Here is a 22,720-nt window from a genome sequence, read left to right on the forward strand (position 1 = left end):
ACCAATAATTTAAGGGACTTTCATCATTTTCGAAGCATTGCAAAAACTGCATAGGACACATGCAGTTTCAGCACTTGCAAGGTCAATCCGACATCACTAACTGGCCCGAGAATTCGACATTCAAACGTCAACACTGAACAGAAGGAAGCAGGATATGGCTGCAATTGACACAACCCGCGCCTCGATTGGCTCGTTTGGCCTTGTCGGCCGTATCGGCGCCTTTCTGGCATCTGTTGTGAACGCCGTTGTCGCCTGGAACGACGCACGCGTGACGCGCAATGCATTGAACGGTCTGAGCAACCGTGAACTGGAAGATATCGGCCTGTGCCGCGGTGACATCGACGAAGTCGCTGCTGGCCGCCGCCGTCTGTACTGAAACCACCCGCTCTCGCCCCTATCCTCCCTCGGGGCAGCACAAAAACACCGCGGACCGAAAGGTACGCGGTGTTTTTGTCTTTTGAAGGCTCTTTAGGAGAGAGAGTTCAGTAGAGAATCTTGTTCAGCTGTGTCGACAGGGCCTGCGACAATGGATCGATCTGCATGATCCATGCGCCCGCCTGTTCAACCGATGTCCCTTCGTTCAGGGCATCCACCCGATACTGGTATCCGGTCGGGCCGAGATTGGATAGCAGGAACGCTTTGAAAGCAAAAAATCCGCACAGGCACAGCAACAGAACCTTGGCCGGAACCGCCGAGCGTACCCGCTGGGGTTTCATGACGACCAGACCATCTTTGCGCATAGTCGCGCGATAGCCACGGCTCATCTTGTTGTGTTTCTTTGTCAGCCGATGAACGCGCTGATCGAATTCAAGTTGTTTTCCTGTCATGGCAGCCTCCAAAAACCGCCCCCCAAATTCATTGGATGACGATAGAAAGAGAATGCGTCAAAACCGTGGCAAAAATCCACAAAACTCCTGCAAATGGTCTAATTTGCGCCCTGTTTGGTTAAGACTAGCGTCGTCCATTCACCAATCATTGACCGATCCATCGTATTGAACCCGTTTTGTGCATAAACCGATTCCACTTCGTCGGCCTGCTCGTTGAGGATTCCCGACAGGATCGCATGTCCGCCTCCGCGCAGATTCTGCGCGATCTCCGGCGCAAGGGCCACCAGCGGGCCCTTCAGAATGTTGGCAAAAATCAGATCGTAAGGCGCCACCGCCTGGAGGTCAGGATGGTCAAATCCGGCAGCCTCGACACAAAGGACGGCCCCGGCCATGCCGTTGGCCTTCAGGTTGGCCTCGGCTACGTCGACGGCGACCTGATCAATGTCGCTGGCCAGGATGTCACCTTCCCAGACCCGCGCCGCCGCCATCGCCAGCACCGCCGTACCGCAGCCGATATCGGCGACCTTGCTGGCCTCGAACCCAGTCTCAATCAGCTTGTCCAGCGCCTTCAGACATCCCAGCGTCGTTCCGTGGTGCCCAGTACCAAAGGCCATCGCCGCTTCGATCAGCAGCGGAATGCGCCCCTCGGGCAGCTTGTCGGCATCGTGGCTGCCATAGACGAAAAACCGCCCGGCCTCGACCGGGGCCAGCTCGCGCCGGACATGGGCGACCCAGTCGGTTTCCGGCAGTTCCGACACCACGAAGGGCTTGGCTTCGAAGGCCGCCGCCAGCAGGGCCAGGGCGGCCTCGTCGGGGCTTTCGGTGAAATAGCCGCCGACCTCCCACAGGCCCGAGCCGTCCTCGACCTCGAAGACGCCCACGCCGGTGGGTTCGGGATCCAGACGCTCCATCGCTTCGCCCAGGCTTTCGGCCGCGGCTTTGCCTTTCAGGGTGGTCAGGGCGGTGAATGTGGGCATGGGAACCTCCTGCAGAAACCGCCTTTGCGCCTAGGGCCGTCAGCCGCCGAGGTCAAGCGTCCCGGGTGTCATTCGGCCGGCGCGGGGGCGTATTTCGAAAAGATGGTCTCGTTCCCCGGTTCGGGGTGGCGCGGGATCAGCAGCGACAGCGCCAGAGAGATCAGCGCCATACCCGCCGCCAGGCCGAACACCGCCCCCGGCGACACGACCCACAGCAGCCCCAGAAGCGCCGGCAGAAACACCGCCGCGATGTGGTTGATGGTAAAGGCCACTGCCGCGGTGGGGGCAATATCGGCCGGATCGGCGATTTTCTGGAAATAGGTCTTGAGCGCCAGAGCCAGCGCGAACAGCACGTGGTCGATGACGTAGAGAATGGCCGCCAGCAGCACGCCCCAGCCAAACCAGTAGATGCCGCCATACGCCGCAAATACGATGGCAAGGCCCAGATACTCGAAGATCAGCGTACGCCGCTCGCCAAACACCGCGACGGCCTTGCCCAGCAAAGGGGCGGCGGCCATGTTGATGATCAGGTTGATGAGGTACAGGCTGGTCAAGTGATGCACTTCGAAGCCGAAGCGCTCGACCATCATGAACCCGGCGAACACGACAAAGATCTGCCGCCGCGCGCCCGCCATGAACTGCAGCGCGTAATACAGCCAGTAGCGGCGGCGCAGCACGATCTTCTTGGTCTGCGGTGTCGGCGCATCGAATTGCGGATAGGCGATCAGGCAGAACAGTGCGAGTACCGCGGTCAGCCCACCAGCCGCCATGAAGACCGTGTTGTAGGACAGATCGAACCGATCCCAGGTCAGCACGATCAGCCCATAGACCACCAGCGTCGAGGCCGACCCCATCGCCACCAGCCAGCCCAGCACCTGCGGGGCGCGGTCCTTGGGCAGCCATTGCAGCTGAAGCGACTGATTCACCGTTTCGTAGTAATGAAACCCGATCGAGCTGAACAGGGTCACGAACAGCAGCCCGCCGAGGCTGGGAAACCAGGCCGTCACCGCCGTGGCGACGCCCAGCAGCATCAGCGAAATCATGGCCAGCACCTGCTCGCGCACGAAAATTATCACCGCGATCACGCACACGGCCAGAAAGCCCGGGATTTCTCGCACCGTGTGTAGCAGGCCGATGTCTGCCCCGTCGAAATCCGCGACTTCGATCACGAAGTTGTTCAGCAGCGCGCTCCACGCGTTGAAGGCGATCGGCATGGTCAGCGCCATCACGAACAGCAACGTGACGGGGCGGCGCCAGAACGGCAGGCTCTGGGCCTGGGACAGGGGCATCGGTTTCAGCATGAGAGTTCTCTACGCCCAATCCGCCCGGCTGGCGAGAGGAAATCCCCAGTGCACACCGGGTCTGCGCTGATGCAGGGTCAGTAGAAACTCTGCGGGTCGATATCGACGGTCAGGCGGATGTCACCCTTCAGGCGCAGCGGTGCGATCCAGCGGGCGATGGCGTCCTGGATCGGTGCCCCCTTGGGCGCCTTGACCAGCAGCCGCACCCGGTGCCGCCCGCGGATACGGGCAATCGGCGCCGGGGCTGGTCCAAAGACCTGTGCCCCGATCTGCCGCAGCGGCGCGTCATTGCGCGCCAATACGTTTCCGATGTCAAAGACGGGGCCGACCTCGGGGCCGGACAGCACGATCCCCGCCATCCGGCCATAGGGCGGCACCCCGGCCGCCTGACGCCCGGCGGCCTCAGCCCGCCAGAACCCTTCCTCGTCCCCCGACAGGATCGCGCGGATCACCGGGTGTTCGGGCTGAAAGGTCTGCAGCAGCGCCGCCCCCGGCTTGTCGGCCCTCCCGGCCCGGCCCGCCACCTGCCGCATCAGTTGAAAGGTCCGCTCAGCCGCGCGCAGGTCGGACCCGTGCAGGCCCAGATCCGAGTCGATCACCCCGACCAGCGTCAGGTTCGGGAAATTGTGCCCCTTGGCCACCAGCTGCGTACCGATGACGATATCTGCGTCCCCCTCGGCGATCTCTTCGATCTTGGCCTTCAGCGCCCGGGCCGAGCCGAACAGGTCGGAACTGAGCATGGCGATGCGGGCGTCGGGAAAGGTCGCCTCGGCCTCTTCGGCCAGACGTTCGATACCGGGACCGACCGGGGCCAGCTTGCCCTCGACCCCGCAGGCGGGGCAGGCCTCGGGCATGGGCTTGGTCTCGCCGCATTGGTGGCACATCAGACGTTTGAGGAACCGGTGTTCGACCATGCGCGCATCGCAGTGGTCGCAGGCGATCTGTTCGCCGCAGGCCCGGCACAGCGTCACCGGCGCATATCCCCGGCGGTTGATGAACAGCAGCGACTGTTCGCCCTTCTCGATCCGCGCCTGCACCGCTTGGCGCAGACTGGGGGAAATCCAGGTGCCCGGCTGCATCTTCTCGGCACGCATGTCGATGGTCTTCATGTCCGGCAACACCGCCGCCCCAAAGCGCGAGGTCAGGTCCAACCGGTCGTACTTGCCGGCTTCGGCATTGGCCCAGCTTTCCAGCGAGGGCGTGGCGCTGGCCAAGATCACCCGCGACCCGCAGATCGCCGCCCGCAGAACCGCCATGTCGCGCGCATTGTAATGCACGCCGTCTTCCTGCTTGTACGAGGTGTCGTGTTCCTCATCCACCACGATCAGGCCCAGATCGCGGAACGGCAGAAACAGCGCCGACCGCGCGCCGACCACCATCTGCGCATCGCCCTGCCCGACCATGCGCCAGACCCGGCGGCGTTCAGTCATCGTGGCACCGGAATGCCATTCGGCCGGGCGCGCGCCGAACCGCTCCTCGACCCGTGTCAGAAACTCGGCGGTCAGGGCAATCTCGGGCAGTAGCACCAGCGCCTGCCGGCCCATGCGCAGCGCTTCGGCCACCGCTTCAAGGTAAACCTCGGTCTTGCCCGACCCGGTCACGCCCTTCAGCAGCGTGGTGCCATAGGCGCCGCTGCGCAGTGCTGCGCGCAACGTGTCGGCGGCAGCGGTCTGATCGGCTGTCAGCGCCTTACCCGGCCGGTCCGGGTCCAGCGTCGGATAAGGCAGGTCGCGCGGGCTGTCCTCCTCGCGCACGGCGCCCTGCTTGACCAACCCTTTGACGACCGACGAGGTGACCCCGGCCATCTCGGCCAGTTCTTTCAGGGTAAAGGCCAGCCCGCCATAGTCACGCAGCACCTCCAGCACCCGAGCCCGGGCATCGGTCATGCGGTCAGGCGTGCCGCTGCCCAGCCGATAGATCTTGCGCATCGACAGCGGGTCGCCCAGCCCGGGCGCGCGAGTAGCCAGCCGCAGCATGGCCGGCATCGGCGTCAGCGTGTAGTCGGCCGCGCGCTGCAGGAACAGGCGCATCTCTTCGCGCATGGGCGCCACGTCCAGCACCCGGATGACCGAGCGGATCTTGCTGCGGTCGAAATCGCCGCGCCCCGCGCCCCAGACCACACCCAGAACCTTGCGCGGGCCCAGCGGCACCTCGACGAAGGCCCCCAGGAAACACCCCCCCTCGGGCGCCTTGTAATCCAACGTCCGGTCCAGCGGCTGGGTCGTCAGAACCGCCACCAGCTCACCTTGGTCGAAATGCACCGGGTCGCTCAATGCGCGCCTTTCTTCAGCAGGGGTTTCAGCACGGGTCTCTTTGAGGTAAAGGCATCCGCGAGCAAGGCCAACCCATCAAAGGACTGCCCCGATGAAATTCTTCGTAGACACAGCCGAAATCGACGCCATCGCCGAATTGAACGACCTGGGCATGGTGGACGGTGTCACCACCAACCCCTCGCTGATCCTGAAATCGGGTCGTGACATTCTGGAAGTGACCAAGGAAATCTGCGACCTGGTCGATGGCCCGGTTTCCGCCGAAGTCGTCGCCACCGAGGCCGAGGACATGATCGCCGAAGGCCGCAAGCTGGCGCAGATCGCACCGAACATCGCCGTCAAGGTGCCGCTGACCTGGGCCGGCCTGAAAACCTGCAAGGCGCTCAGCGACGAAGGCCAGATGGTCAACGTCACCCTGTGCTTCTCGGTCAATCAGGCGCTTCTGGCGGCCAAGGCGGGCGCGACCTTCATTTCGCCCTTCATCGGACGGCTGGACGACATCAACCTCGACGGTATGGACCTGATCGCCGACATCCGTCAGGTCTATGACAACTACGGGTTCGAAACCGAAATCCTCGCCGCCTCGATCCGCAGCGTAAACCATGTGGCCGACAGCGCCCGCATCGGCGCCGACGTGATCACCGCGCCGCCTGCCGTGATTAAGAAGCTGGCTGATCACCCGCTGACCGACAAAGGGCTCGAGGCCTTCCTGTCGGATTGGGCCAAGACCGGTCAGAAGATTCTGTGATCCATTGATCCCATGTACAACCGCGCGGCCCCGACTGGGGCCGCACCTGGCCCAACTTCAGTGGGCCTGATCTTTGATCAGACGCCTGCAGGCGGGAGCCACGCCCCCACACACAGCGCCTAATCCACCTAAACGTGCATTTTTCCCAAGGTATTTACGGGCACCCGTGCTATAACGCCCCCAACAAAAAAAGACCGGACAGGATATGAGCAGCAATCCCAAACTCGAGGACAACCTCCGCGCCGCGATTCTGGCCGAGCCGGACGCCGTACTGGACGACAAGGATCTGATGCAGGCGCTGGTCGCCGCGAACGAACGCGCCCGCGGAGACAACATAATCGACCTGCGCGGAATCGCCATGCAACGGCTTGAGGCACGGCTGGACCGGCTGGAGGACACTCACCGCTCGGTCATCGCCGCCGCCTACGAGAACCTCGCCGGAACCAACCAGGTTCACCGAGCCATCCTGCGCCTTCTTGAGCCGACGGAATTCGAGGACTTCCTGCGCGTGCTGGGTACGGAAGTTGCCGAAATCCTCCGCGTCGACCGCATCACGCTGGTCTTGGAAACGACGATGGTCCAGCAGGACCCAAGCATCGACCGGCTGGACGGTGTTCTGACCGTGGCGGAACCGGGTTTCGTGCATTCTTACATGGAAAACGCACCGAACCACCCCGCGCGCGAGGTTGTCCTGCGCGAAATTCGCCAGCCCAACCGCAGAGTGCACGGGGATCAGCTGGACCAACTGGAATCAGAGGCATGTATGCAGCTGGATCTCGGCAAAGGGCGTCTGCCGGGCATGATTGTCATGAGCGCACGCGACCCAAGGCACTTCTCGCCTCAATTGGGCACTGATCTGCTGGCCTTTTTTGCAGGCGTATTCGAACGGTCGATGCGCCACTGGCTGTCGTGAGCCTGATCTCTCCAGCCTGCCGCGATGCGTTGCAGTTGTGGCTGGAGGGGTTGACCGCTTTGGCGGGCCGTTCGGAAAACACCATCAATGCCTATCGGGGGGATGTCTCGGATTTCCTGTCTTTCATGACTTTGCATCACAGCGAACGGCAGGGGCTGGCGGCGCTCGAGCGCATCACCGTTTCGGACATGCGGGCTTGGATGGCACAGCAACGCGAATCCGGCGTCGGCGCGCGGTCACTGGCGCGAAAATTGTCCGCCGTCAAAAGCTTCTATCGCTGGCTGGCCGAACGCGAGGGATTCGAGCCCACCGCCGTCCTGTCCACCCGCGCCCCGAAATACACCAAGAAACTGCCGCGCCCTCTGGCCGAAGACGCCGCCCGCGCCATGATCGAGACGGTCGAGCTGCAGTCCGTGTCAGATTGGGTTGCCGCCCGCGACGTTTCCGTCGTGACCCTGCTGTATGGTTGCGGCCTTCGCATTTCCGAAGCCCTGTCCCTGACCGGCGCGGATGCCCCCCTGCCCAACACGCTGAGAATTGTCGGCAAGGGTGACAAGGAAAGGATCGTTCCTGTCATCCCCGCTGCGCGCCAAGCGGTCGACCGATACCTTGAGTTGTGCCCACATCCCCAAAGCCCGACCGCCCCATTGTTCCGCGGCGTACGGGGCAAGGCTCTGAATCCAAGGGCGATTCAGGGCGTCATGGCCAAAGCGCGTATGCAACTGGGTCTTCCGGCAACGGCCACTCCACACGCGATGCGGCACAGCTTTGCCACCCATCTTCTGTCGGCCGGAGGAGACCTTCGGGCCATTCAGGAACTGCTGGGTCACGCCTCCCTTTCGACCACCCAGGCCTATACAGCGGTCGACACCGCGCGCCTCATGGAGGTGTACAACCGCGCGCACCCCAAAGCCTGAGACGCGGCGGAATTGCAGCAACCACATTTCGGCGCCGATACCGGGGGCTTTTTGCTTTGCATCTCGGGCGCGCATCGTACATGACACGGGTCATGACACTCAGATTCAAAGCTTTAGCCGTTCACCTGTTCACCGCGACCGGAGCCGTATTTGCGATGCTGGCCATGCTGGCCGCGGTCGAGGAAAAGTGGAGCCTGATGTTTCTGTGGCTGGTCGTTTCGTTCATCGTCGACGGAATCGACGGCCCCTTGGCGCGGCACTATCACGTCAAAAAGAACGCACCCGAGTTCGACGGTGTTCTGCTGGATCTGATCATCGACTATCTGACCTACGTCTTCATTCCGGCCTATGCGCTGTTCAAATCCGGTCTGATGGACGGCTGGACCGGCTGGTTCGCGATCATCGTCATCACATTCGCCAGCGCGATGTATTTTGCCGACACACGGATGAAGACCAAGGACAATTCCTTTTCCGGGTTTCCCGGCTGCTGGAACATGGTCGTGGTGGTGATCTTTGCGCTGAAGCCCGACTTCTGGTTCAGCCTCGTCCTTGTGGCGTTGCTGGCCGTTGCAATGTTTCTGCCCCTGAAATTCATTCACCCCGTGCGCACCGAACGCTGGCGCAACCTGTCCCTGCCCATGGCCTTCGCATGGACATTTTTTGCCGGATGGGCCGCTTGGGTGGATTTTCACCCGCAAAGCTGGGCGCATTGGGGTCTGGTTGTGACCAGCCTGTATCTGGTCTCGGCGGGGATCGCCCAGCAAATCATGCCGCCGAGCCGCGATTGAGACGCGGCCCGAACGGGCGAAAATCACAGATCAGAGAATTTCCCGAATCTCGAACTCGGTGCCATTATGGGTGAAGACGTCGCCCTTGCGCATTCCGGCCATGGCCAGATAGATCGGGCTTTGGGTTGAAATCCCCATATATGTTTCACCATCCACGTCGAACTTGGTGGTCGACACGCAGACGACGAAATGCCGATCGCCCAGCCAGACTACGGCGCCCGGCTGCACTGTATCCGTCAGGCTGAAATCGGTGTTTTCGATCACGTCAATCTTGGCATGATGCGCATGCACCGGCCCGTCAAACGCGGCGGCCAGATCTGCGCTTTCGCGCGATGCCGCGATATCATCCTTGTCGTGGCCTTCCCGGTCATCCAATTGGGACTCTTTCTGAAAGGCATCGTGGTGCGCCTGCGCCGTCGCCAACTCCTGTGCCTCCAACGCCATCAATTGGTCAATGATGGCCTTCTTCCGGGCGGCGGGGTCAATTTTCGCAGTCATGAATTGCAGTCCTTCGGGTTCGAAAACTGTCTCAGGTTGGGACGCTTTGCGAAAGATTGCAACCGGATTCCGGCGGTCAGATCAGCAGACTGGCAGCCCCCTCGTGACGCAACAGGGCAACCTTGCCCTCAACCCCGCCCTGCCCCGAGAACCCGCCAAGGCCGCTTGCCGCCAGAACGCGGTGACAGGGAATGATCACCGGAATCGGGTTGGCACCACAGGCCTGCCCGACAGCTTGCGCCGGACACCCAAGATCCTGCGCGATATCACCGTAAGTCCGCGTGTAACCGAAAGGGATCGCGGACATCAAGTCGCAGACCTGTTTCTGGAATTCGGACCCAACGACACGCAGTGGCAAGTCGAACTTTTGCAACCGGCCCTCGGCATAGGCCCTGATCTGTGATGCCGCTTCGATCAGCAGCGGGGTCGTCTCACCCGTTGTGTGACCGTCCCACACCAGACTGGTGATGGCACCGTCCTCTTCTTCGACCCCGAGGCATCCGAACTGGGTTTCCACTGCAATCATCGGCATGGGCGCAGAGTTTCAGATCGGCGGCTGCGTCGCAAGCCGCAAGAAAACCCCCGCGCGATGGCGGGGGTTTCAGGGATCATTTTCAGCTCAGCGCCGTATCGCATCGGCCACAGACGCCGGGGTGGGCGTGGCGTCCCACATCCGGCAGGATCTTCCAGCAGCGCTGGCACTTGGCCCCTTCGGCCTTTTCGAACACGACACCGACGCCCTCGATCTCGGGCAGGCGGAACGCCTCGGCCGGGGCGGGGTCGGCGGTGACGGTCAGGCCCGAGGTGATGCACAGGTCATCTACGTCGAAGGTCGCCAGCAGGTCGCGGGTTTCCGCATCCTCGACATGCACGATCGGCGCGGCTTCGAGGCTGGAGCCGATGACCTTGTCGCGGCGCTGCACTTCCAGCGCGGCGGTCACCGCACGGCGTACACGGCGGATCTTGGCCATGTTCGCCTCGAGCCCGGTGTCGCGCCAATCGGCAGGCGTGTCGGGGAAGTCGACCAGATGCACCGAGCCGTCCTCGCCCGGGAACCGCTCGAGCCAGACCTCTTCCATCGTGAAGACCAGAATCGGCGCCAGCCAGGTAGTCAGACGGTGGAACAGGATGTCCAGCACCGTGCGCGCGGCCCGGCGGCGCGGGGTGTCCCCGTCGCAATACAGCGCATCCTTGCGCACGTCGAAATAGAAGGCCGACAGGTCGACCGTGGCAAAGTTGAACACCGCGCTGAACACGCCCTGGAAGTCGAACGCGGCATAGCCCTTGCGGACCTGCTCGTCCAACTCGGCCAGGCGGCTGAGCACCCAGCGTTCCAGACGCGGCATCTCGGCCGGGTCGATCCGGTCGGCCTCGGTGAAGTCGGCCAGCGAACCCAGCATGAAGCGCATCGTATTGCGCAGCCGGCGATAGCTGTCGGCGACACCTTTCAGGATTTCCGGCCCGATCCGCTGGTCGGCGGTATAGTCGGTCTGAGCCACCCAAAGGCGCAGGATGTCGGCACCGTATTGCTTGACGACCTCTTCCGGTACGATGGTATTGCCGAGCGATTTGGACATCTTGTTGCCCTTCTCGTCCAGCGTGAACCCGTGCGTGACCACGTTGCGATACGGCGCGCGGCCGATCGTGCCGCAGGCCTGCAACATCGAGGAATGGAACCATCCACGGTGCTGGTCGGTGCCCTCCATGTAGACATCGGCAATGCCGTCGACGGTGCCATCTTCACGGTCGCGCAGAACGAACGCATGGGTCGAGCCCGAGTCGAACCACACGTCCAGAACGTCGAACACCTGGTCATAATCGTCGGGGTTCACGATGCCATCCAGCACCTGCTGTTTGAAGCCGTCGGTGTACCAGACATCGGCGCCGTATTCTTCGAACGCGGCCTTGATGCGGGTGTTCACGTCCGGGTTGCGCAGCAGATAGTCCTGGTCGGTGGGCAGAGCGCCCTTCTTGGTGAAGCACGTGAGTGGCACGCCCCAGGCACGCTGGCGCGACAGAACCCAGTCGGGGCGCGCCTCGATCATCGAATACAGGCGGTTGCGGCCCGAGGGCGGCGTCCATTTTACCAACTCGTCGATCGAGCGCAGGGCGCGTTCGCGGATAGTGCCGCCCATTTCGTCCATGCCATCGTCCAGCTTGCGGTCGACGGACACGAACCATTGCGGTGTGTTGCGATAGATGATCGGCGCCTTGGACCGCCAAGAATGCGGATAGCTGTGCTTGATCTTGCCACGCGCCAGCAGCCCGCCGACCTCGGCCAGCTTGTCGATCACAGCCTTGTTCGCATCGCCCTCGCCGCCCTTGCGCGACAGGATGTACTTGCCGCCGAAGAACGGCATGTCAGCGCGGAAGCTGCCGTCGTCCATCACGTTGTAGGTGATGACCTGCTCGAGCATGCCCAGATCGCGGTACAGCTCGAATTCCTCCATCCCGTGCGAGGGCGCGCAATGAACGAAGCCGGTGCCTTCGGTATCGGTCACGAAATCGGCCGCGCGGAAATCGCGGATGTCATCCCATTCACCGTTGGACCCTTCGGCCCCTGCCAGCGGGTGCTGCAGCTGGATCTTGGCCAGATCGTCCTGCGTGACGTCGCACAGGCGGCGGTACATGGTGTCGTCCAGCCGCGCCCGCGCAAACACGTCGGCGGCCAGATTGTCGGCCAGCAGGTACCGGTCACCGATCCGGGCCCAGCAATCCTCGGGGCGGCCGGTCACTTCGTACAGCCCGTACGAGATGTCCTTGCCGTATACCACCGCCTTGTTCGACGGCATGGTCCAGGGCGTCGTGGTCCAGATCACCACGTAGGCGTTGTCCAGCGTGGTGTCGCCGGTGTTCACCACCTTGAACTTCACCCAGATGGTGAAGCTTTCCTTATCGTGATACTCGACTTCGGCCTCGGCCAGGGCGGTCTTTTCGATCGGCGACCACATCACCGGTTTCGAGCCCTGATACAGCGTGCCGTTCATCAGGAACTTCATGAACTCGTCCGCGATCACCGCCTCGGCGTGATAGTCCATGGTGACGTAGGGATCGGCCCAGTTGCCGGTGATGCCCAGACGCTTGAACTCCTCGCGCTGGATGTCGATCCAGCCGTCGGCGAACTTGCGGCACTCCTGGCGGAAGTCGATAACCGGAACCTCGTCCTTGTTCTTGCCCTTCTTGCGGTACTGTTCCTCGATCTTCCATTCGATCGGCAGGCCGTGACAGTCCCAGCCGGGCACATAGCGCGCGTCAAAGCCCATCATCTGGTGGCTGCGCACGATCATGTCCTTGATCGTCTTGTTCAGCGCGTGGCCGATATGCAGGTGCCCGTTGGCGTAGGGCGGGCCGTCATGCAGCGTGAAGGGCTTGCGACCCTGTTTGTCGCGCAGGCGGTCATAGACGCCGATCTTCTCCCAGCGGTCCAGCCATGCGGGCTCGCGCTTGGGCAGGCCGGCGCGCATGGGGAATTCGGTTCGGGGCAGGTTCAGCGTGTCTTTGTAGTCGGGTGTCTGGGTCGTGTCGGCGCACATGGAGAGGCGTCCCTTGGATGATCTTGGCGTGTTTGGATCGAAGCGGTCGGTGCGATGAGCTCAAGCACCTTTGCCCGGCGTCTCGGAAACTCAGAGCGCCGGGGATATAATTCGAATGATAATGGCCAGAACGTCTTGCATGGCCGGGCTTATAGGCCGGTTGCGCCTATTGGTCCAGAGCTTCCGGCCCCTGCGGCGAATGGCGCAGCTTGGCCCAACGGTTCAGCCATGCCAGACCCGCCAGCGCCAGCCCCAAGGCCAACAACGAAAACACACGGATCAGACCGCCCAGCCCCGAGATGTCGATCAGGAACACCTTGGCCACCGCCAACCCGATCACCGCCAGCCCGGCCTTGCGCATCAGGTCCGACCGACGGGCCAGCGACTGATAAAACAGCGCCGCGCCGATCACCAGCAGGGCGAGCGTATAGGTATAAAGCTCGGGCTGGGATACGCCGTTGCCTTCATACATCCCTGCCGCACCCTGCCAGAAATGCCGGATGGTCAGGCCCAGCCACAAGGCACTCAGCACAATGGCCACCCCCTGACAGGCCAGCCGCAACTGCGCCGGCATCTTGGGGATCCGCCACGCGGACAGGCCGATGACGAGGGCCGGCAGCAGATAGGCAATGGCAAGCGTGTTAACCACCGGAGGCCCCAGAACAGGATCTGCCCCAAAACGCAAAACAGGGTTGGCCACTGTCGCAGCCAGCGCCAGCCACAACAGGCCATGCGCGGCAAAGAACACGCCCAGTGCGACCCGAACCCAGTTCAGCCGCCCGCCCAGCGCAAAGCGCTGCACCTGCGCAAAGGCCAGCAGCAGCCAAATGGCCGACAGCAGGCCCAAACCCCAATGGCTGTCGTCGGCCCCGCCCTCGCCCAGCCCTTCCAGCCAGCGCAACAGCAGCAGAGACACCAGAACGCCGCCCGTCGCCCACGCTGCACTGTCTAGCATGACATTGGCGACTGGGCGGTCCAACGAGCGCAGCATCCACCATGCGGCAAGATAGCCTGCAACCGCAGCCCCATAGACCAGCGCCATTTCCGGAACCGGCGCGTGCAGCGCCCAGTCCAGACCCGGGTTCAGGATCAGCCGGAACGTGACTGTGGCAACGCCGGCCCAGATGAACCAGCTCATCGGTGGCAGGTTGAACCGCCGATCCAGCGCCGCCGCCGCGATGATCGTGACCACGAAAGCGATAGTCAGCGCCGCCGAACTGAGCACGATCACGCAGCCGAAGGTCAAGCAGGACAAAGCCGACAGCGTGGCCAAAGCCGGACGCATCCGGGCCTCGCCATCCACACGCGCAAAGCGCTCGGCCAGCACCACCATCAGCGCCGCAAGCGCAACCGCATGCAAGGCCCAGGGATAGGCGCCGATCACGCTGGCCGGACGCCAGCCAAGCTCAAGAGCTATGGCCAGCGTCGGAGCGTACAGCGCGGCGGCACCGGCCCAGACAAACGGGTACCGCCCGCCCCGGAACGACCGCCATGCCGCCAGAAGAGAAATCACCGCGCCCAGCGCAACCAGCCAGGTCACGGCCAACGGAAATGCGGCCTCGGGCGTTTCGGAATAGGTCTGCCAGAACCCACGCGCCACCGCGCCGCCATCAAATCCATGCGTGAACACGAAACCACCCAGCCCCAGGGCAGGCAGCGCGGTCATGTCCTGCAGGGCCGGTGCGTCCTTTGCCCAGATCAGCAGGGCGAAAGTCAGCCCCGCCAGCAGGATCACAGCCAGCCAGAACTCACCGCTCGTATCCGCCCATTGCAGTGCCAGAATGGCCGAGCTTGCCATCACCGCTCCGAAGGCCAGGCGCGTCGGAAATTCGGGCCACGGACCGCTGGATTTTCTGACAAGGAGTTCACTGAACATCGCCCCGTCGTGATCGGGCCAGATCCGGCGCACGGGAATGGCAATGGCGATCACGGCAACGGCGGCCACGTAGACGAGGAAAGCCGGTTCCGTGATCGGCGAACCCGTCACCAGCAAAAGGCCCGCCAAATAGGCGCCTACCAGCGATAGCACCGAAACCCAGGCCCAGCGCCGCACCGTGTCGATCCCAAGCCCCAGCCCAGTGATCACGAAGAAATATCCGTACAGCCAGGACGGGTCAGCCGAGTCGCCACCCACGACGAAAGGTGCGGCAAAGGCTCCGATCAACCCGATCGCCGCCAGCAGCGGGCCGTGGAACCAACCCAGAACCAGCCCGACAAGGGCGATGACGATCATGCTCGCCAAGGCCGCCTCTGGGCCGATCAGGTCATAGAGCTGGCGCGCCGCCAGAACGCCGCCGAACAGCGTGACCAGCCCCGCGCCGGAAAACACCGAAGGCAGATAGGCAGTCGCCGACGACTCGTCATCGCCGTATCGGCGCCGCACGATTTCACCCGCCACGATCAGCAGCGCGCCGAAGCCGAGGGCCGCCAACACGCGCGCGGTGGGCGGCAGCAACCCGTTCTCGACCCCGTATTGCACGAGGAAAATCCCCGCCAGCGCCAGCGACAGAGCGGATACGACATAGAACCAATTCTCGCGCAGCCACGCGCTCAGATCGTCGAACCGCTCGGCGCGGAACACCACTGCGGCCGGAGGCGATGCGCTCTCGGCGAGGCTTGCCGGTTTTTCAGGCTCGGGCTGTTGGTCCGGTGAAGGTGGGCTTGCCTGTTTCGGCGGACCCCAAGGAGCCGGTCGCGGTTCAGGCGTCGGCGCGTCGATCTGCGCGGACTGCGTCTGTGGTGGCCGCTCCGCGTCCGGTTGCGGCCCGGCACCCAACCGACTCTCCAACTGCTCGACCCGCCGCCGCAGACGGGCATGGCCGACCAGCAAGACGACAATAGATACCGGCATCGCCAAAACGACCAGGCCTACAAGAACAAGCAGAGATTCCAAACCGCACCTCCGGGCAAATCTGCATTACAGGCTATCCTGTGCAGGTGCGGTAAGACAGTCTGGAAATCCCGAATGGTTTCAGCCTGTTGCGATCTGACGCCAGTGATCTAGGGATGGAACATGGACCCGACGAGATAGGCGATTGCCGCCGCCGCTCCACCAATCGCCAGCGTCTCAAGCCCCGAGCGCCACCAGGGCGCCAGCGACCACCGGCTTTTCATCGCGCCGATGGCAAAGAACACGCCCAGCGTCATCAGGACCGAGGCTGCAAACGCGCCCTCAACCCCCAACAGGAACGGCACGAGCGGAACCATGCCGGCCACGACAAAGGCCGCGAACGTGGCCGCTGCAGCCTTGAGCGGATGCGGATCGACGCTGCCCAGCCCGTATTCGCCCTCGATCATCAGGTTGATCCAGGTATCCCGATCGGCGGTGATCGCGTCGGTTGCCTGTTCCAGCACCCGGCCCGACAAGCCCTTGCGGGACAGGATCTCCAGCACCTCGCCACGCTCGCCGTCGGGGTAGAGGCGGATGTGGCGCTCTTCGATGGCGCGGATCCGTCGGATATTGTCCAGCTCGGCCTTGGTCCCCGAGTAGTTGCCCGCCGCCATCGAAAATCCGTCGGCCAGCACGTTGGCCAGGCCCAAGGCCACGATGACAAAGGGCGAAAGCCCGGCCCCGGCCACGCCCGCCACGATGGCCAGCGTGGTCACCGATCCGTCGATCCCGCCATAGACCACGTCGCGCAGGACCCCGCGCCCGGGTGGGGCGTCGATCCGGTCTGCGATTTCCTGTTGGCTGTGGCCGTGATCCGCCATGGCTGGTCTCCCTTCCGGAAGATTGTGCCCTGTGCAGCGGCCCGTTGGCTTTGCGGCAGATCAACCCTTGGAAAACAGCCCGCTCAGCGCGCGCGAGACCATGCCGCGGGTCGACGGCCTGTGCCGGTCCGAGAAGGGCAGCGGACGGCAGACCTCCATCGCGGCCACGCCGACACGGGCGCTGAGGGCGCCGTTGACCAGCCCTTCGCCAAAGCGGCGCGACAGCTTGCTGAGGACCGACCCGCCCAGAACCGGTTCGAGCAGGTCGTCACCCACGGCCACCGCACCGGTGGCCACCAGGTGAACGAAAACCGCTCGGGTCAATCGCCAGCCCCCCAGAAACCCGGCCCGCCCGCCATAGATTTCGGCAATCCGGCGGATCATCCGCAACGAGGCCAGCAGCGCCGTCGCCACATCGGCCAGCGCCAACGGCACCAGCGCCGTCACCGTCGCGACCTGGCGCGCGGCGGCCTCGACCTCGCGGCTGGCGGCGGCGTCCAGCGGGGCCAGCAATTCGTCCTCGACCAGTCCTAGCAGCCCCGAGGCGTCGAACTGTTCCTCGATCCGGCCGCCCAGACGGCCGCGGCCCCAGCGCGTATCCTCGCGCCCGCGATAGAACGCGATCAGGCGCTGCGTCACGGCCCGGGCCTGCGTCAGATCGGCATCGGCCAGCGCGGCATCGGCGGCGCGGCGCATCCCGTCCACCCGCGACAGCCGGCCCAGCGTGGCCAGTTCGCGCAGCGCGATCAGCAGGGCCACCAGCACCAGCGCGCAGATCAGGCCGGTCACGATCCAGCCCAGCACCGGCACGCTGGCGATCAACGAGGTGGCGAAATTCCATGCAGCGACAGAGACCGCCGCCCCCACGACCGCAACCGCCAGCCCCCAGAACCACCGGCCCAGAACCGACGGCTTGCGCGCGGCCAGCCGTGCCGCGGCCTGCATCGCCTGCCCCTGGGGTGGCGCGATATCCGGTACCGGCGCGGCCTTCGCCACGTCGGCGGCCGGGGCATCCTCGTCAAGCTCGATCAGAACCGGACCCTTGGCCATGCGTCACTCCTTTTTCCGCCAGACGAACCGAATGTCCGGCAAATGTTCATCATTGCCGGCCCCGTCGCTGCGGGCCACTTCGACAAAACCGTGCCGTTCGTAGAACCGGCACGCGCCCGTGTTTGCCTGAAACGCATACAGCGCCAGTTCTCGGCGACCTGCCTTGGCGCTGTCCAGCAGTTGTGTGCCGATCCCCTGATTCCGCGCAGCGGGGCTCAGGTACAGGCAATGCACCTCGGTCCCGTCCACGGCCAGAAAGCCTGCGACCTTGCCGCCCTGTTCGGCAACCGTGACCCATCCATTGTCGATCATCCGCCCGCAAAAGGCGATGGTCTCGGCCCCCGAATGCAGCTCGGGCATCCAGTCGTTTTCGCGTGCAAAGCCGTGCAGGATCTCTCCGACCGCCCCGGCGTCGAGGCTGCGCGCGGGCCTGAGGGTAACAGTCACAGCCGGTCTCCGATCAGGAACTGCGCGGCGCGGTCCAGCCGGATATGCGGCGGGCCGTCACCGGGACGCAGCGACAGATGCGCCGGGGCAAAGGTCATGAACCCGTAATCCTCGCCCAACCAGGTGTCGGCCCCCTTGCGCGCAGGGCCCAGCAGATGGGCGGGGTCTTCGGGCAGCTCTCCGGGATAGAAGGCCGCCTGTTTTCCATTCTCCAAAGTTCCGCGCACGCAGGGCAGTTCGACGCCGTTGTGGGTGCGGATTTCTTCGGTCGTCACCCGCAGCGCGGCGATGGACATGGCGGCGGTTTCGGCCCCGGCGAACCTGGCGCGGTCGCGCGCCTCGCGGGTCAGGGCCTCCATGATCGCGGTCAGGCGCGGGTGTTGCAGGTGGTGCAGGTGATCGGCCTTGGTGGCCGCGAACAGGATGCGTTCGACCCGCTTTCCCAGCAGCAGCTGGCTGAGCCATGCATTGCGGCCGGGCCGGAAGGCCGACAGGATGTCGCCCATGGCGCGGCGCATGTCCTCGACCGCCTGCGGCCCCTTGTGGATCGCGCCCAGCGCGTCCACCAGCACCACCTGCCGGTCGATTCGGGCGAAATGATCCCGGAAAAAGGGCTTCACGACCTGCGATTTGTAGGCCTCGAACCGGCGCTCCATCTCGCGGTGCAGGCTGCGGCGGCGCGAGGCGCCCTCGACCGGTAACGGCGCAAAAGTCAGCACCGGCGACCCGGCCAGATCGCCCGGCAGCAGGAATCGGCCCGGCGTGCAGTCATAAAACCCCGCATCCCGCGCGGCGGTCAGATAGTCGGCAAAGCCCCGCGCCAGGGCCTGCGCGGTGGGTTCATCATGGGGGTCGGCCGGATCAACGGCTTTGATCTGAGCCAGGAAATCGGCCGCAGCCGGACGCTGCGCGATCCGCTCCAGCGTTTCGCGCGACCAGTCGTCATAGGATTTATCAAGCAGCGCCAGATCCAGCAGCCATTCGCCGGGATAGTCGACGATGTCCAGATGCACGGTGCGCGGCCCCTGCAGGCCGGCCAGCAGCCCGGCGGGGCGGACCTTGAACGACAGGCGCAGCTCGGACACGGCGCGGGTGCTGTCGGGCCAGTGGGGCTGCGGCCCGGTCAGGGCCGACAGGTGCGATTCATAGTCGAACCGGGGCACAGTGTCGTCGGGCTGCGGCTGCAGGTAGGCGGCGTTGATTCGCCCCTCCTGCTGGGCGACCAGGCCGGGCATCCGCCCCCGGTCCAGCAGGTTGGCCACCAGCGACGTGATGAACACCGTCTTGCCCGACCGCGCCAGACCGGTGACGCCCAGCCGCACGACCGGTTCGAAAAACGTCTCGGACACGCGGTCGCCGACGGATTCGACGCCGCGCACAAGACTGTCTGCCAGTGATGAGATGACCAAACCGCCGCCCCGCATTTCTTGTTTGTCCCAAGATAGGTAGCCGCTGCCCCGGTTGCCAGCGCTTTTGCCGCCTGCCCTTGCCCGGGCGCGTCCGGCAGGGTACCAGCAGCGCATGCCCAGATACGCGTTGAAAGTCGAATACCAAGGTGAGCCGTTTGCCGGATGGCAGCGGCAGAAAGAGCTGCCCTCGGTCCAGGGCGCCATCGAGGCGGCCTTGTCGAAACTGCAGCCCGGGTCACACACGATCGCGGCCGCGGGTCGCACGGATGCGGGTGTTCACGCACTGGGGCAAGTGGCCCATTGCGACCTTGAAAAAGACTGGGACCCGTTCCGCCTGTCCGAGGCGCTGAACTATCACCTCAAGCCGTTGCCGGTGGCGATTCTCAAGGCCGCGCGGGTGGCGGATGACTGGCATGCGCGGTTCTCGGCCATCGAGCGGCAATACCTGTTCCGCATCCTGATCCGCCGTGCGCCCGCGACCCATGACAAGGGCCAGGTCTGGCAGATCGGGCATCCGCTGGATGTCGCCGCGATGCAGGAAGGGGCCGACATGCTGATCGGGCGGCACGATTTCACCACCTTCCGGTCCTCGATCTGCCAGGCGGCCAGCCCGGTCAAGACGCTGGACGAGCTGCGCGTCGAACAGGTTCAGGGCTTTTCCGGCCCCGAGGTGCATTTTCATGTCCGCGCCCGGTCCTTCCTGCACAACCAGGTACGCAGTTTCGTCGGCACGCTTGAACGGGTCGGCGCAGGTGCCTGGACACCGCAGGACGTGCGCGATGCGCTCGAGGCCGCCGACCGCGCGGCCTGCGGGCCGGTCTGCCCGCCGCAAGGTTTGTACCTAGCGCGGGTGGGCTACCCCGATCCTGTTTTCGACTGACGTCAGAGCGCGCGCAGCAGCAATCCGCCCGCGATCACCGCGATCAGCAGCCCGGCCACCAGTTCGATCGTGGGTGCCAACACGGCCGCAAACCGCGTGGCCGAGGCCGAGGCCAGCAACCCGCCCCGCAACCCGAACGACGTCCAGCCAACCAGGGTGGTGACGGTCGCGGTGCCCAGCGCCATGGCAAAGGCCCCGGCGATGCCGACCACCGCGATGCCCATTTGCCAGGTCAGGATCAGCACGAACAAAGCTCCGGTACAGGGCCGCGCGGCGATGCCGGCGATCAGGATCAACGCCTCGCGCAGGCTGCCGACCTGGGCCACCTCTTCGGCGGTGGGGCCATGACGATGCCCGCAATCGGAACAAACCTCGCCGTCGTGATGGTGATGCCCGTGATCATGATGATGCTGATGGTCATGCGGGGCACTGTCCGAACGACCGCGCCGGGCGAAACTGCGCAGCGATCGCAGAACCAGCCACAGCCCGATGGCCGCGATCGCACCATAGCTGACCGGGGCCATGATCTGTTCGGTGGCGCCCACAAGGCTTTGCCGCGACATCTGGAACACCAGAACGCCTGCATACACCAGAACGATCGCCGTCACGGCCTGCCCCAGCGAGGACAGTACGCTGATCGCCGACAGGCGCAGAAAGGCGACATTGCGGCCCAGCCCGTACCCTCCGATCAGCACCTTGCCATGGCCCGGCCCCACCGCATGGAAGAACCCATAGGCAAAACAGACGGCCAGCAGCGTGGCCACGGCTTCGGGCTGTTCGGCCCGCGCGGCCCGCAGGGCTCGGGCGATCTGGTTCTGAAATTCCCGCTGCTCGCCCGCGGCCCAGGACGCGAGGCTGTCAAAACCACCGCTGCCCCAGAACCACAGCAGCAGCGCAATCGCCAGACCGACCGGCAGGATCAGGTAGCGGGACATGAAACGCGGATCTCGGTGGCAAAGCGTTCACCGACCAGAGGGATGTCGTTCTCCTCGAGGTCATAGTCGGCGTCCAGGGTCAGCAGAAAGGCCTGCATCTGGGCCAGCTCGCCGTCGATATCCGGCTCGAACCTGTCGATCCGGCAGGATTCAGGCCCGGAAACGGTGACCGGACGCGTCACTTCGTAGGCGGTATAGAATGTCTCGTCATAGGGTTTGGCCGATAGGCTTTGGGCAACCACCGGGTCGCCCTCGACCTTGCGCAGATGGGTGGTCACGATGCGGCCATCCTCGGTCGTAGCGCGTGGCTCCAGCGGGCCGGACAAGGCAACCGGCTGATCGGCAGCCAGGATGACCAGATCGCCGTTGTATCCTTCGACCCACTGCGCGTCGAAACCGGCGAGGCGCTGCTCCTCCGCCTCGGACAGTACGCCGTCGCCGTCCTGATCCAACCTCATGTCTTCGAGCACAAGCAGCGAGTAGAACTCGTCATAGGCCCAGGTGACGCGGACATGGGTCAGGTTGCCCGACTCGTCCACGATGAATTCCAGCCCGGTGTCGATGAAGACATGCGGGTGCGCCACCGCGGTAAACGGCAGGCAACAGGCGAACAAGGTGGGTATCCAGCGCATGAACGCGAAGATAGGGTGCCCGACCGGCGCTGGCAACGCGGTTCGGCGGTAAGCACGGATTTTGCCGCTCATTTCGGCGGAAACAGGACCAGCGTCTGCAGCGCCGTGCCGATCGGGCCTTGAGTATCGTACAGAACCGACTGCGACATCCCGATGCCGCTGGGCTGCCAGTGCGACACGGAGTCCGAGGCGAGCCAGTCGGAGGTCGGCTCGCGGTGGATCTGCACCGTCAGGTCGGTGTTCATGAACCCCATTTCCGAGGTCGGCGCATTCCACGAAATTCCGTTGCCGCAATCGGCCAGCGGGCACAGCGACTGGATCGGCGAGGGGGTTTCGCCCTGCAGCAGAGGCGGGGTACGCATCCAGATGGTTTTTGGCCCCGCCCCTTGGTTGCCGCCTTTGGGATAGGCCACCTCGGAATGATGGGCAAAGCCGGGCAGGTCATGCCGCATTTCACCGATGGGAAACGGGCCGTCTTCGATCTGCGACAGGTCGGGGCCTTGGATCGCCACATTCGGCACCGGCCCCAAATCCCGGCGCGCCAAATGCATCGTGGTGGCGGTGGCGCACAGCGTGTCGTCCAGATCATGCACGGTGACGCGCGTGGTGGCCAGCGTCTTGGTGTGGCGCACGGTCTCGGCGGCCACGCGAAGACCGGACAGAGGCAGCGGGCGCAGCAGATCGACGGTCAGGCGGGTCAGCATCTTGTCAGGGCCGACCTCGATCTCGGCCGCGCGCACGATCAGGCCCGCAACCGGGCCGGCATGACAGTGGTCAGCCGACCACGGCCCACGCGCCGGGTCATTGCCGACAAAGGCCCCGTCGGGCGCGACCCGGAAATAGGCGGTCTCACCCACCACTGGCTGCATCGCCGCGTCCTGCAT

General features: G+C 64.3%; 21 protein-coding genes. 6 read left to right on the plus strand and 15 right to left on the minus strand.

What is annotated here, in order from left to right; genetic code table 11:
- Nucleotides 1-154: 154 nt before the first annotated feature.
- Nucleotides 155-376, plus strand: a complete 222-nt coding sequence (locus ACR0JC_RS06650) for a DUF1127 domain-containing protein (RefSeq protein WP_093962786.1) — start codon at nucleotides 155-157, stop codon at nucleotides 374-376.
- 106 nt (nucleotides 377-482) lie between these two features.
- On the opposite strand, the gene ACR0JC_RS06655 is transcribed toward ACR0JC_RS06650, so the two are convergent.
- The 4 genes from ACR0JC_RS06655 to ACR0JC_RS06670 form a co-directional block, all read right to left on the minus strand.
- Entirely contained in the window at nucleotides 483-827 is a 345-nt protein-coding gene (locus ACR0JC_RS06655; protein WP_093962787.1) for a hypothetical protein, read from the minus strand.
- Between the two features lie 98 nt (nucleotides 828-925).
- A complete protein-coding gene (locus ACR0JC_RS06660; RefSeq protein ID WP_170337869.1) occupies nucleotides 926-1,804 on the minus strand; it encodes a 50S ribosomal protein L11 methyltransferase in 879 nt (292 codons plus the stop codon).
- Nucleotides 1,805-1,872: 68 nt separating this feature from the next.
- Nucleotides 1,873-3,105, minus strand: a complete 1,233-nt coding sequence (locus ACR0JC_RS06665; RefSeq protein WP_480763547.1) for an MFS transporter — start codon at nucleotides 3,103-3,105, stop codon at nucleotides 1,873-1,875.
- Between the two features lie 77 nt (nucleotides 3,106-3,182).
- On the minus strand, nucleotides 3,183-5,378 hold the full coding sequence (locus ACR0JC_RS06670) for a primosomal protein N' (RefSeq protein ID WP_170337864.1): 2,196 nt from the start codon (nucleotides 5,376-5,378) through the stop codon (nucleotides 3,183-3,185).
- Nucleotides 5,379-5,469: 91 nt separating this feature from the next.
- Between ACR0JC_RS06670 and fsa the strand changes: the two genes are divergently transcribed.
- From fsa to ACR0JC_RS06690, 4 genes are all read left to right on the plus strand, one after another.
- A complete protein-coding gene (gene fsa / locus ACR0JC_RS06675; RefSeq protein ID WP_170337862.1) occupies nucleotides 5,470-6,123 on the plus strand; it encodes a fructose-6-phosphate aldolase in 654 nt (217 codons plus the stop codon).
- Nucleotides 6,124-6,328: 205 nt separating this feature from the next.
- Nucleotides 6,329-7,036, plus strand: coding sequence for a DUF484 family protein (locus ACR0JC_RS06680; protein ID WP_170337860.1), 708 nt, complete (start codon nucleotides 6,329-6,331; stop codon nucleotides 7,034-7,036).
- On the plus strand, nucleotides 7,033-7,953 hold the full coding sequence (locus ACR0JC_RS06685; RefSeq protein ID WP_170337858.1) for a tyrosine recombinase XerC: 921 nt from the start codon (nucleotides 7,033-7,035) through the stop codon (nucleotides 7,951-7,953). Before ACR0JC_RS06680 ends, ACR0JC_RS06685 begins: the two co-directional genes overlap by 4 nt.
- 92 nt (nucleotides 7,954-8,045) lie before the next feature.
- Complete coding sequence (locus ACR0JC_RS06690; protein WP_093962794.1) at nucleotides 8,046-8,741, plus strand: CDP-alcohol phosphatidyltransferase family protein; 696 nt, start codon at nucleotides 8,046-8,048, stop codon at nucleotides 8,739-8,741.
- A gap of 30 nt (nucleotides 8,742-8,771) precedes the next feature.
- Here the strand turns inward: ACR0JC_RS06690 and ACR0JC_RS06695 are convergent, their stop codons facing one another.
- The 8 genes from ACR0JC_RS06695 to ACR0JC_RS06730 form a co-directional block, all read right to left on the minus strand.
- Complete coding sequence (locus ACR0JC_RS06695) at nucleotides 8,772-9,239, minus strand: hypothetical protein (RefSeq protein WP_170337856.1); 468 nt, start codon at nucleotides 9,237-9,239, stop codon at nucleotides 8,772-8,774.
- 76 nt (nucleotides 9,240-9,315) lie between these two features.
- Nucleotides 9,316-9,771: a methylated-DNA--[protein]-cysteine S-methyltransferase gene (locus ACR0JC_RS06700; protein ID WP_170337853.1), complete on the minus strand. Its 456-nt coding sequence runs from the start codon at nucleotides 9,769-9,771 to the stop codon at nucleotides 9,316-9,318.
- Between the two features lie 82 nt (nucleotides 9,772-9,853).
- Entirely contained in the window at nucleotides 9,854-12,772 is a 2,919-nt protein-coding gene (ileS, locus tag ACR0JC_RS06705) for an isoleucine--tRNA ligase (protein WP_170337851.1), read from the minus strand.
- A gap of 166 nt (nucleotides 12,773-12,938) precedes the next feature.
- A complete protein-coding gene (locus ACR0JC_RS06710) occupies nucleotides 12,939-15,665 on the minus strand; it encodes a DUF2339 domain-containing protein (protein ID WP_170337849.1) in 2,727 nt (908 codons plus the stop codon).
- Between the two features lie 107 nt (nucleotides 15,666-15,772).
- Nucleotides 15,773-16,483: a VIT1/CCC1 transporter family protein gene (locus ACR0JC_RS06715; protein ID WP_170337847.1), complete on the minus strand. Its 711-nt coding sequence runs from the start codon at nucleotides 16,481-16,483 to the stop codon at nucleotides 15,773-15,775.
- 60 nt (nucleotides 16,484-16,543) lie between these two features.
- Nucleotides 16,544-17,533 (minus strand): YcjF family protein, encoded by a 990-nt coding sequence (locus ACR0JC_RS06720; RefSeq protein ID WP_480763551.1) that lies wholly within the window; start codon nucleotides 17,531-17,533, stop codon nucleotides 16,544-16,546.
- A gap of 3 nt (nucleotides 17,534-17,536) precedes the next feature.
- Nucleotides 17,537-17,980, minus strand: coding sequence for a GNAT family N-acetyltransferase (locus ACR0JC_RS06725; protein ID WP_170337843.1), 444 nt, complete (start codon nucleotides 17,978-17,980; stop codon nucleotides 17,537-17,539).
- On the minus strand, nucleotides 17,977-19,389 hold the full coding sequence (locus ACR0JC_RS06730; RefSeq protein ID WP_170337840.1) for a YcjX family GTP-binding protein: 1,413 nt from the start codon (nucleotides 19,387-19,389) through the stop codon (nucleotides 17,977-17,979). The genes ACR0JC_RS06725 and ACR0JC_RS06730 overlap by 4 nt, the downstream gene beginning before the upstream one ends.
- A 112-nt stretch (nucleotides 19,390-19,501) precedes the next feature.
- Here ACR0JC_RS06730 and truA point away from each other — a divergent pair, with 112 nt between their 5' ends.
- A complete protein-coding gene (truA, locus tag ACR0JC_RS06735; protein WP_170337837.1) occupies nucleotides 19,502-20,269 on the plus strand; it encodes a tRNA pseudouridine(38-40) synthase TruA in 768 nt (255 codons plus the stop codon).
- 2 nt (nucleotides 20,270-20,271) lie between these two features.
- Here the strand turns inward: truA and ACR0JC_RS06740 are convergent, their stop codons facing one another.
- The 3 genes from ACR0JC_RS06740 to ACR0JC_RS06750 form a co-directional block, all read right to left on the minus strand.
- Nucleotides 20,272-21,204, minus strand: a complete 933-nt coding sequence (locus ACR0JC_RS06740; protein ID WP_170337835.1) for a nickel/cobalt transporter — start codon at nucleotides 21,202-21,204, stop codon at nucleotides 20,272-20,274.
- Nucleotides 21,189-21,836, minus strand: coding sequence for a DUF1007 family protein (locus ACR0JC_RS06745; RefSeq protein ID WP_170337833.1), 648 nt, complete (start codon nucleotides 21,834-21,836; stop codon nucleotides 21,189-21,191). Before ACR0JC_RS06745 ends, ACR0JC_RS06740 begins: the two co-directional genes overlap by 16 nt.
- A 68-nt stretch (nucleotides 21,837-21,904) precedes the next feature.
- The gene (locus ACR0JC_RS06750) at nucleotides 21,905-22,720 is read right to left on the minus strand and encodes a thioesterase family protein (RefSeq protein ID WP_254430688.1); all 816 of its coding nucleotides are present in this window, start codon (nucleotides 22,718-22,720) and stop codon (nucleotides 21,905-21,907) included.

Source organism: Ruegeria sp. CH5, from assembly GCF_056537025.1.

Excerpts from the sequence above, each read along its gene's own strand:
- ACR0JC_RS06650 (WP_093962786.1), top strand. The coding sequence starts at position 155 with ATGGCTGCAATTGACACAACCCGCGCCTCGATTGGCTCGTTTGGCCTT.
- ACR0JC_RS06655 (WP_093962787.1), bottom strand. The coding sequence starts at position 827 with ATGACAGGAAAACAACTTGAATTCGATCAGCGCGTTCATCGGCTGACA.
- ACR0JC_RS06660 (WP_170337869.1), bottom strand. The coding sequence starts at position 1,804 with ATGCCCACATTCACCGCCCTGACCACCCTGAAAGGCAAAGCCGCGGCC.
- ACR0JC_RS06665 (WP_480763547.1), bottom strand. The coding sequence starts at position 3,105 with ATGCTGAAACCGATGCCCCTGTCCCAGGCCCAGAGCCTGCCGTTCTGG.
- fsa (WP_170337862.1), top strand. The coding sequence starts at position 5,470 with ATGAAATTCTTCGTAGACACAGCCGAAATCGACGCCATCGCCGAATTG.
- ACR0JC_RS06680 (WP_170337860.1), top strand. The coding sequence starts at position 6,329 with ATGAGCAGCAATCCCAAACTCGAGGACAACCTCCGCGCCGCGATTCTG.
- ACR0JC_RS06690 (WP_093962794.1), top strand. The coding sequence starts at position 8,046 with ATGACACTCAGATTCAAAGCTTTAGCCGTTCACCTGTTCACCGCGACC.
- ACR0JC_RS06695 (WP_170337856.1), bottom strand. The coding sequence starts at position 9,239 with ATGACTGCGAAAATTGACCCCGCCGCCCGGAAGAAGGCCATCATTGAC.
- ACR0JC_RS06700 (WP_170337853.1), bottom strand. The coding sequence starts at position 9,771 with ATGCCGATGATTGCAGTGGAAACCCAGTTCGGATGCCTCGGGGTCGAA.
- ileS (WP_170337851.1), bottom strand. The coding sequence starts at position 12,772 with ATGTGCGCCGACACGACCCAGACACCCGACTACAAAGACACGCTGAAC.
- ACR0JC_RS06715 (WP_170337847.1), bottom strand. The coding sequence starts at position 16,483 with ATGGCGGATCACGGCCACAGCCAACAGGAAATCGCAGACCGGATCGAC.
- ACR0JC_RS06720 (WP_480763551.1), bottom strand. The coding sequence starts at position 17,533 with ATGGCCAAGGGTCCGGTTCTGATCGAGCTTGACGAGGATGCCCCGGCC.
- truA (WP_170337837.1), top strand. The coding sequence starts at position 19,502 with ATGCCCAGATACGCGTTGAAAGTCGAATACCAAGGTGAGCCGTTTGCC.
- ACR0JC_RS06740 (WP_170337835.1), bottom strand. The coding sequence starts at position 21,204 with ATGTCCCGCTACCTGATCCTGCCGGTCGGTCTGGCGATTGCGCTGCTG.
- ACR0JC_RS06745 (WP_170337833.1), bottom strand. The coding sequence starts at position 21,836 with ATGCGCTGGATACCCACCTTGTTCGCCTGTTGCCTGCCGTTTACCGCG.
- ACR0JC_RS06750 (WP_254430688.1), bottom strand. The coding sequence starts at position 22,720 with ATGCAGGACGCGGCGATGCAGCCAGTGGTGGGTGAGACCGCCTATTTC.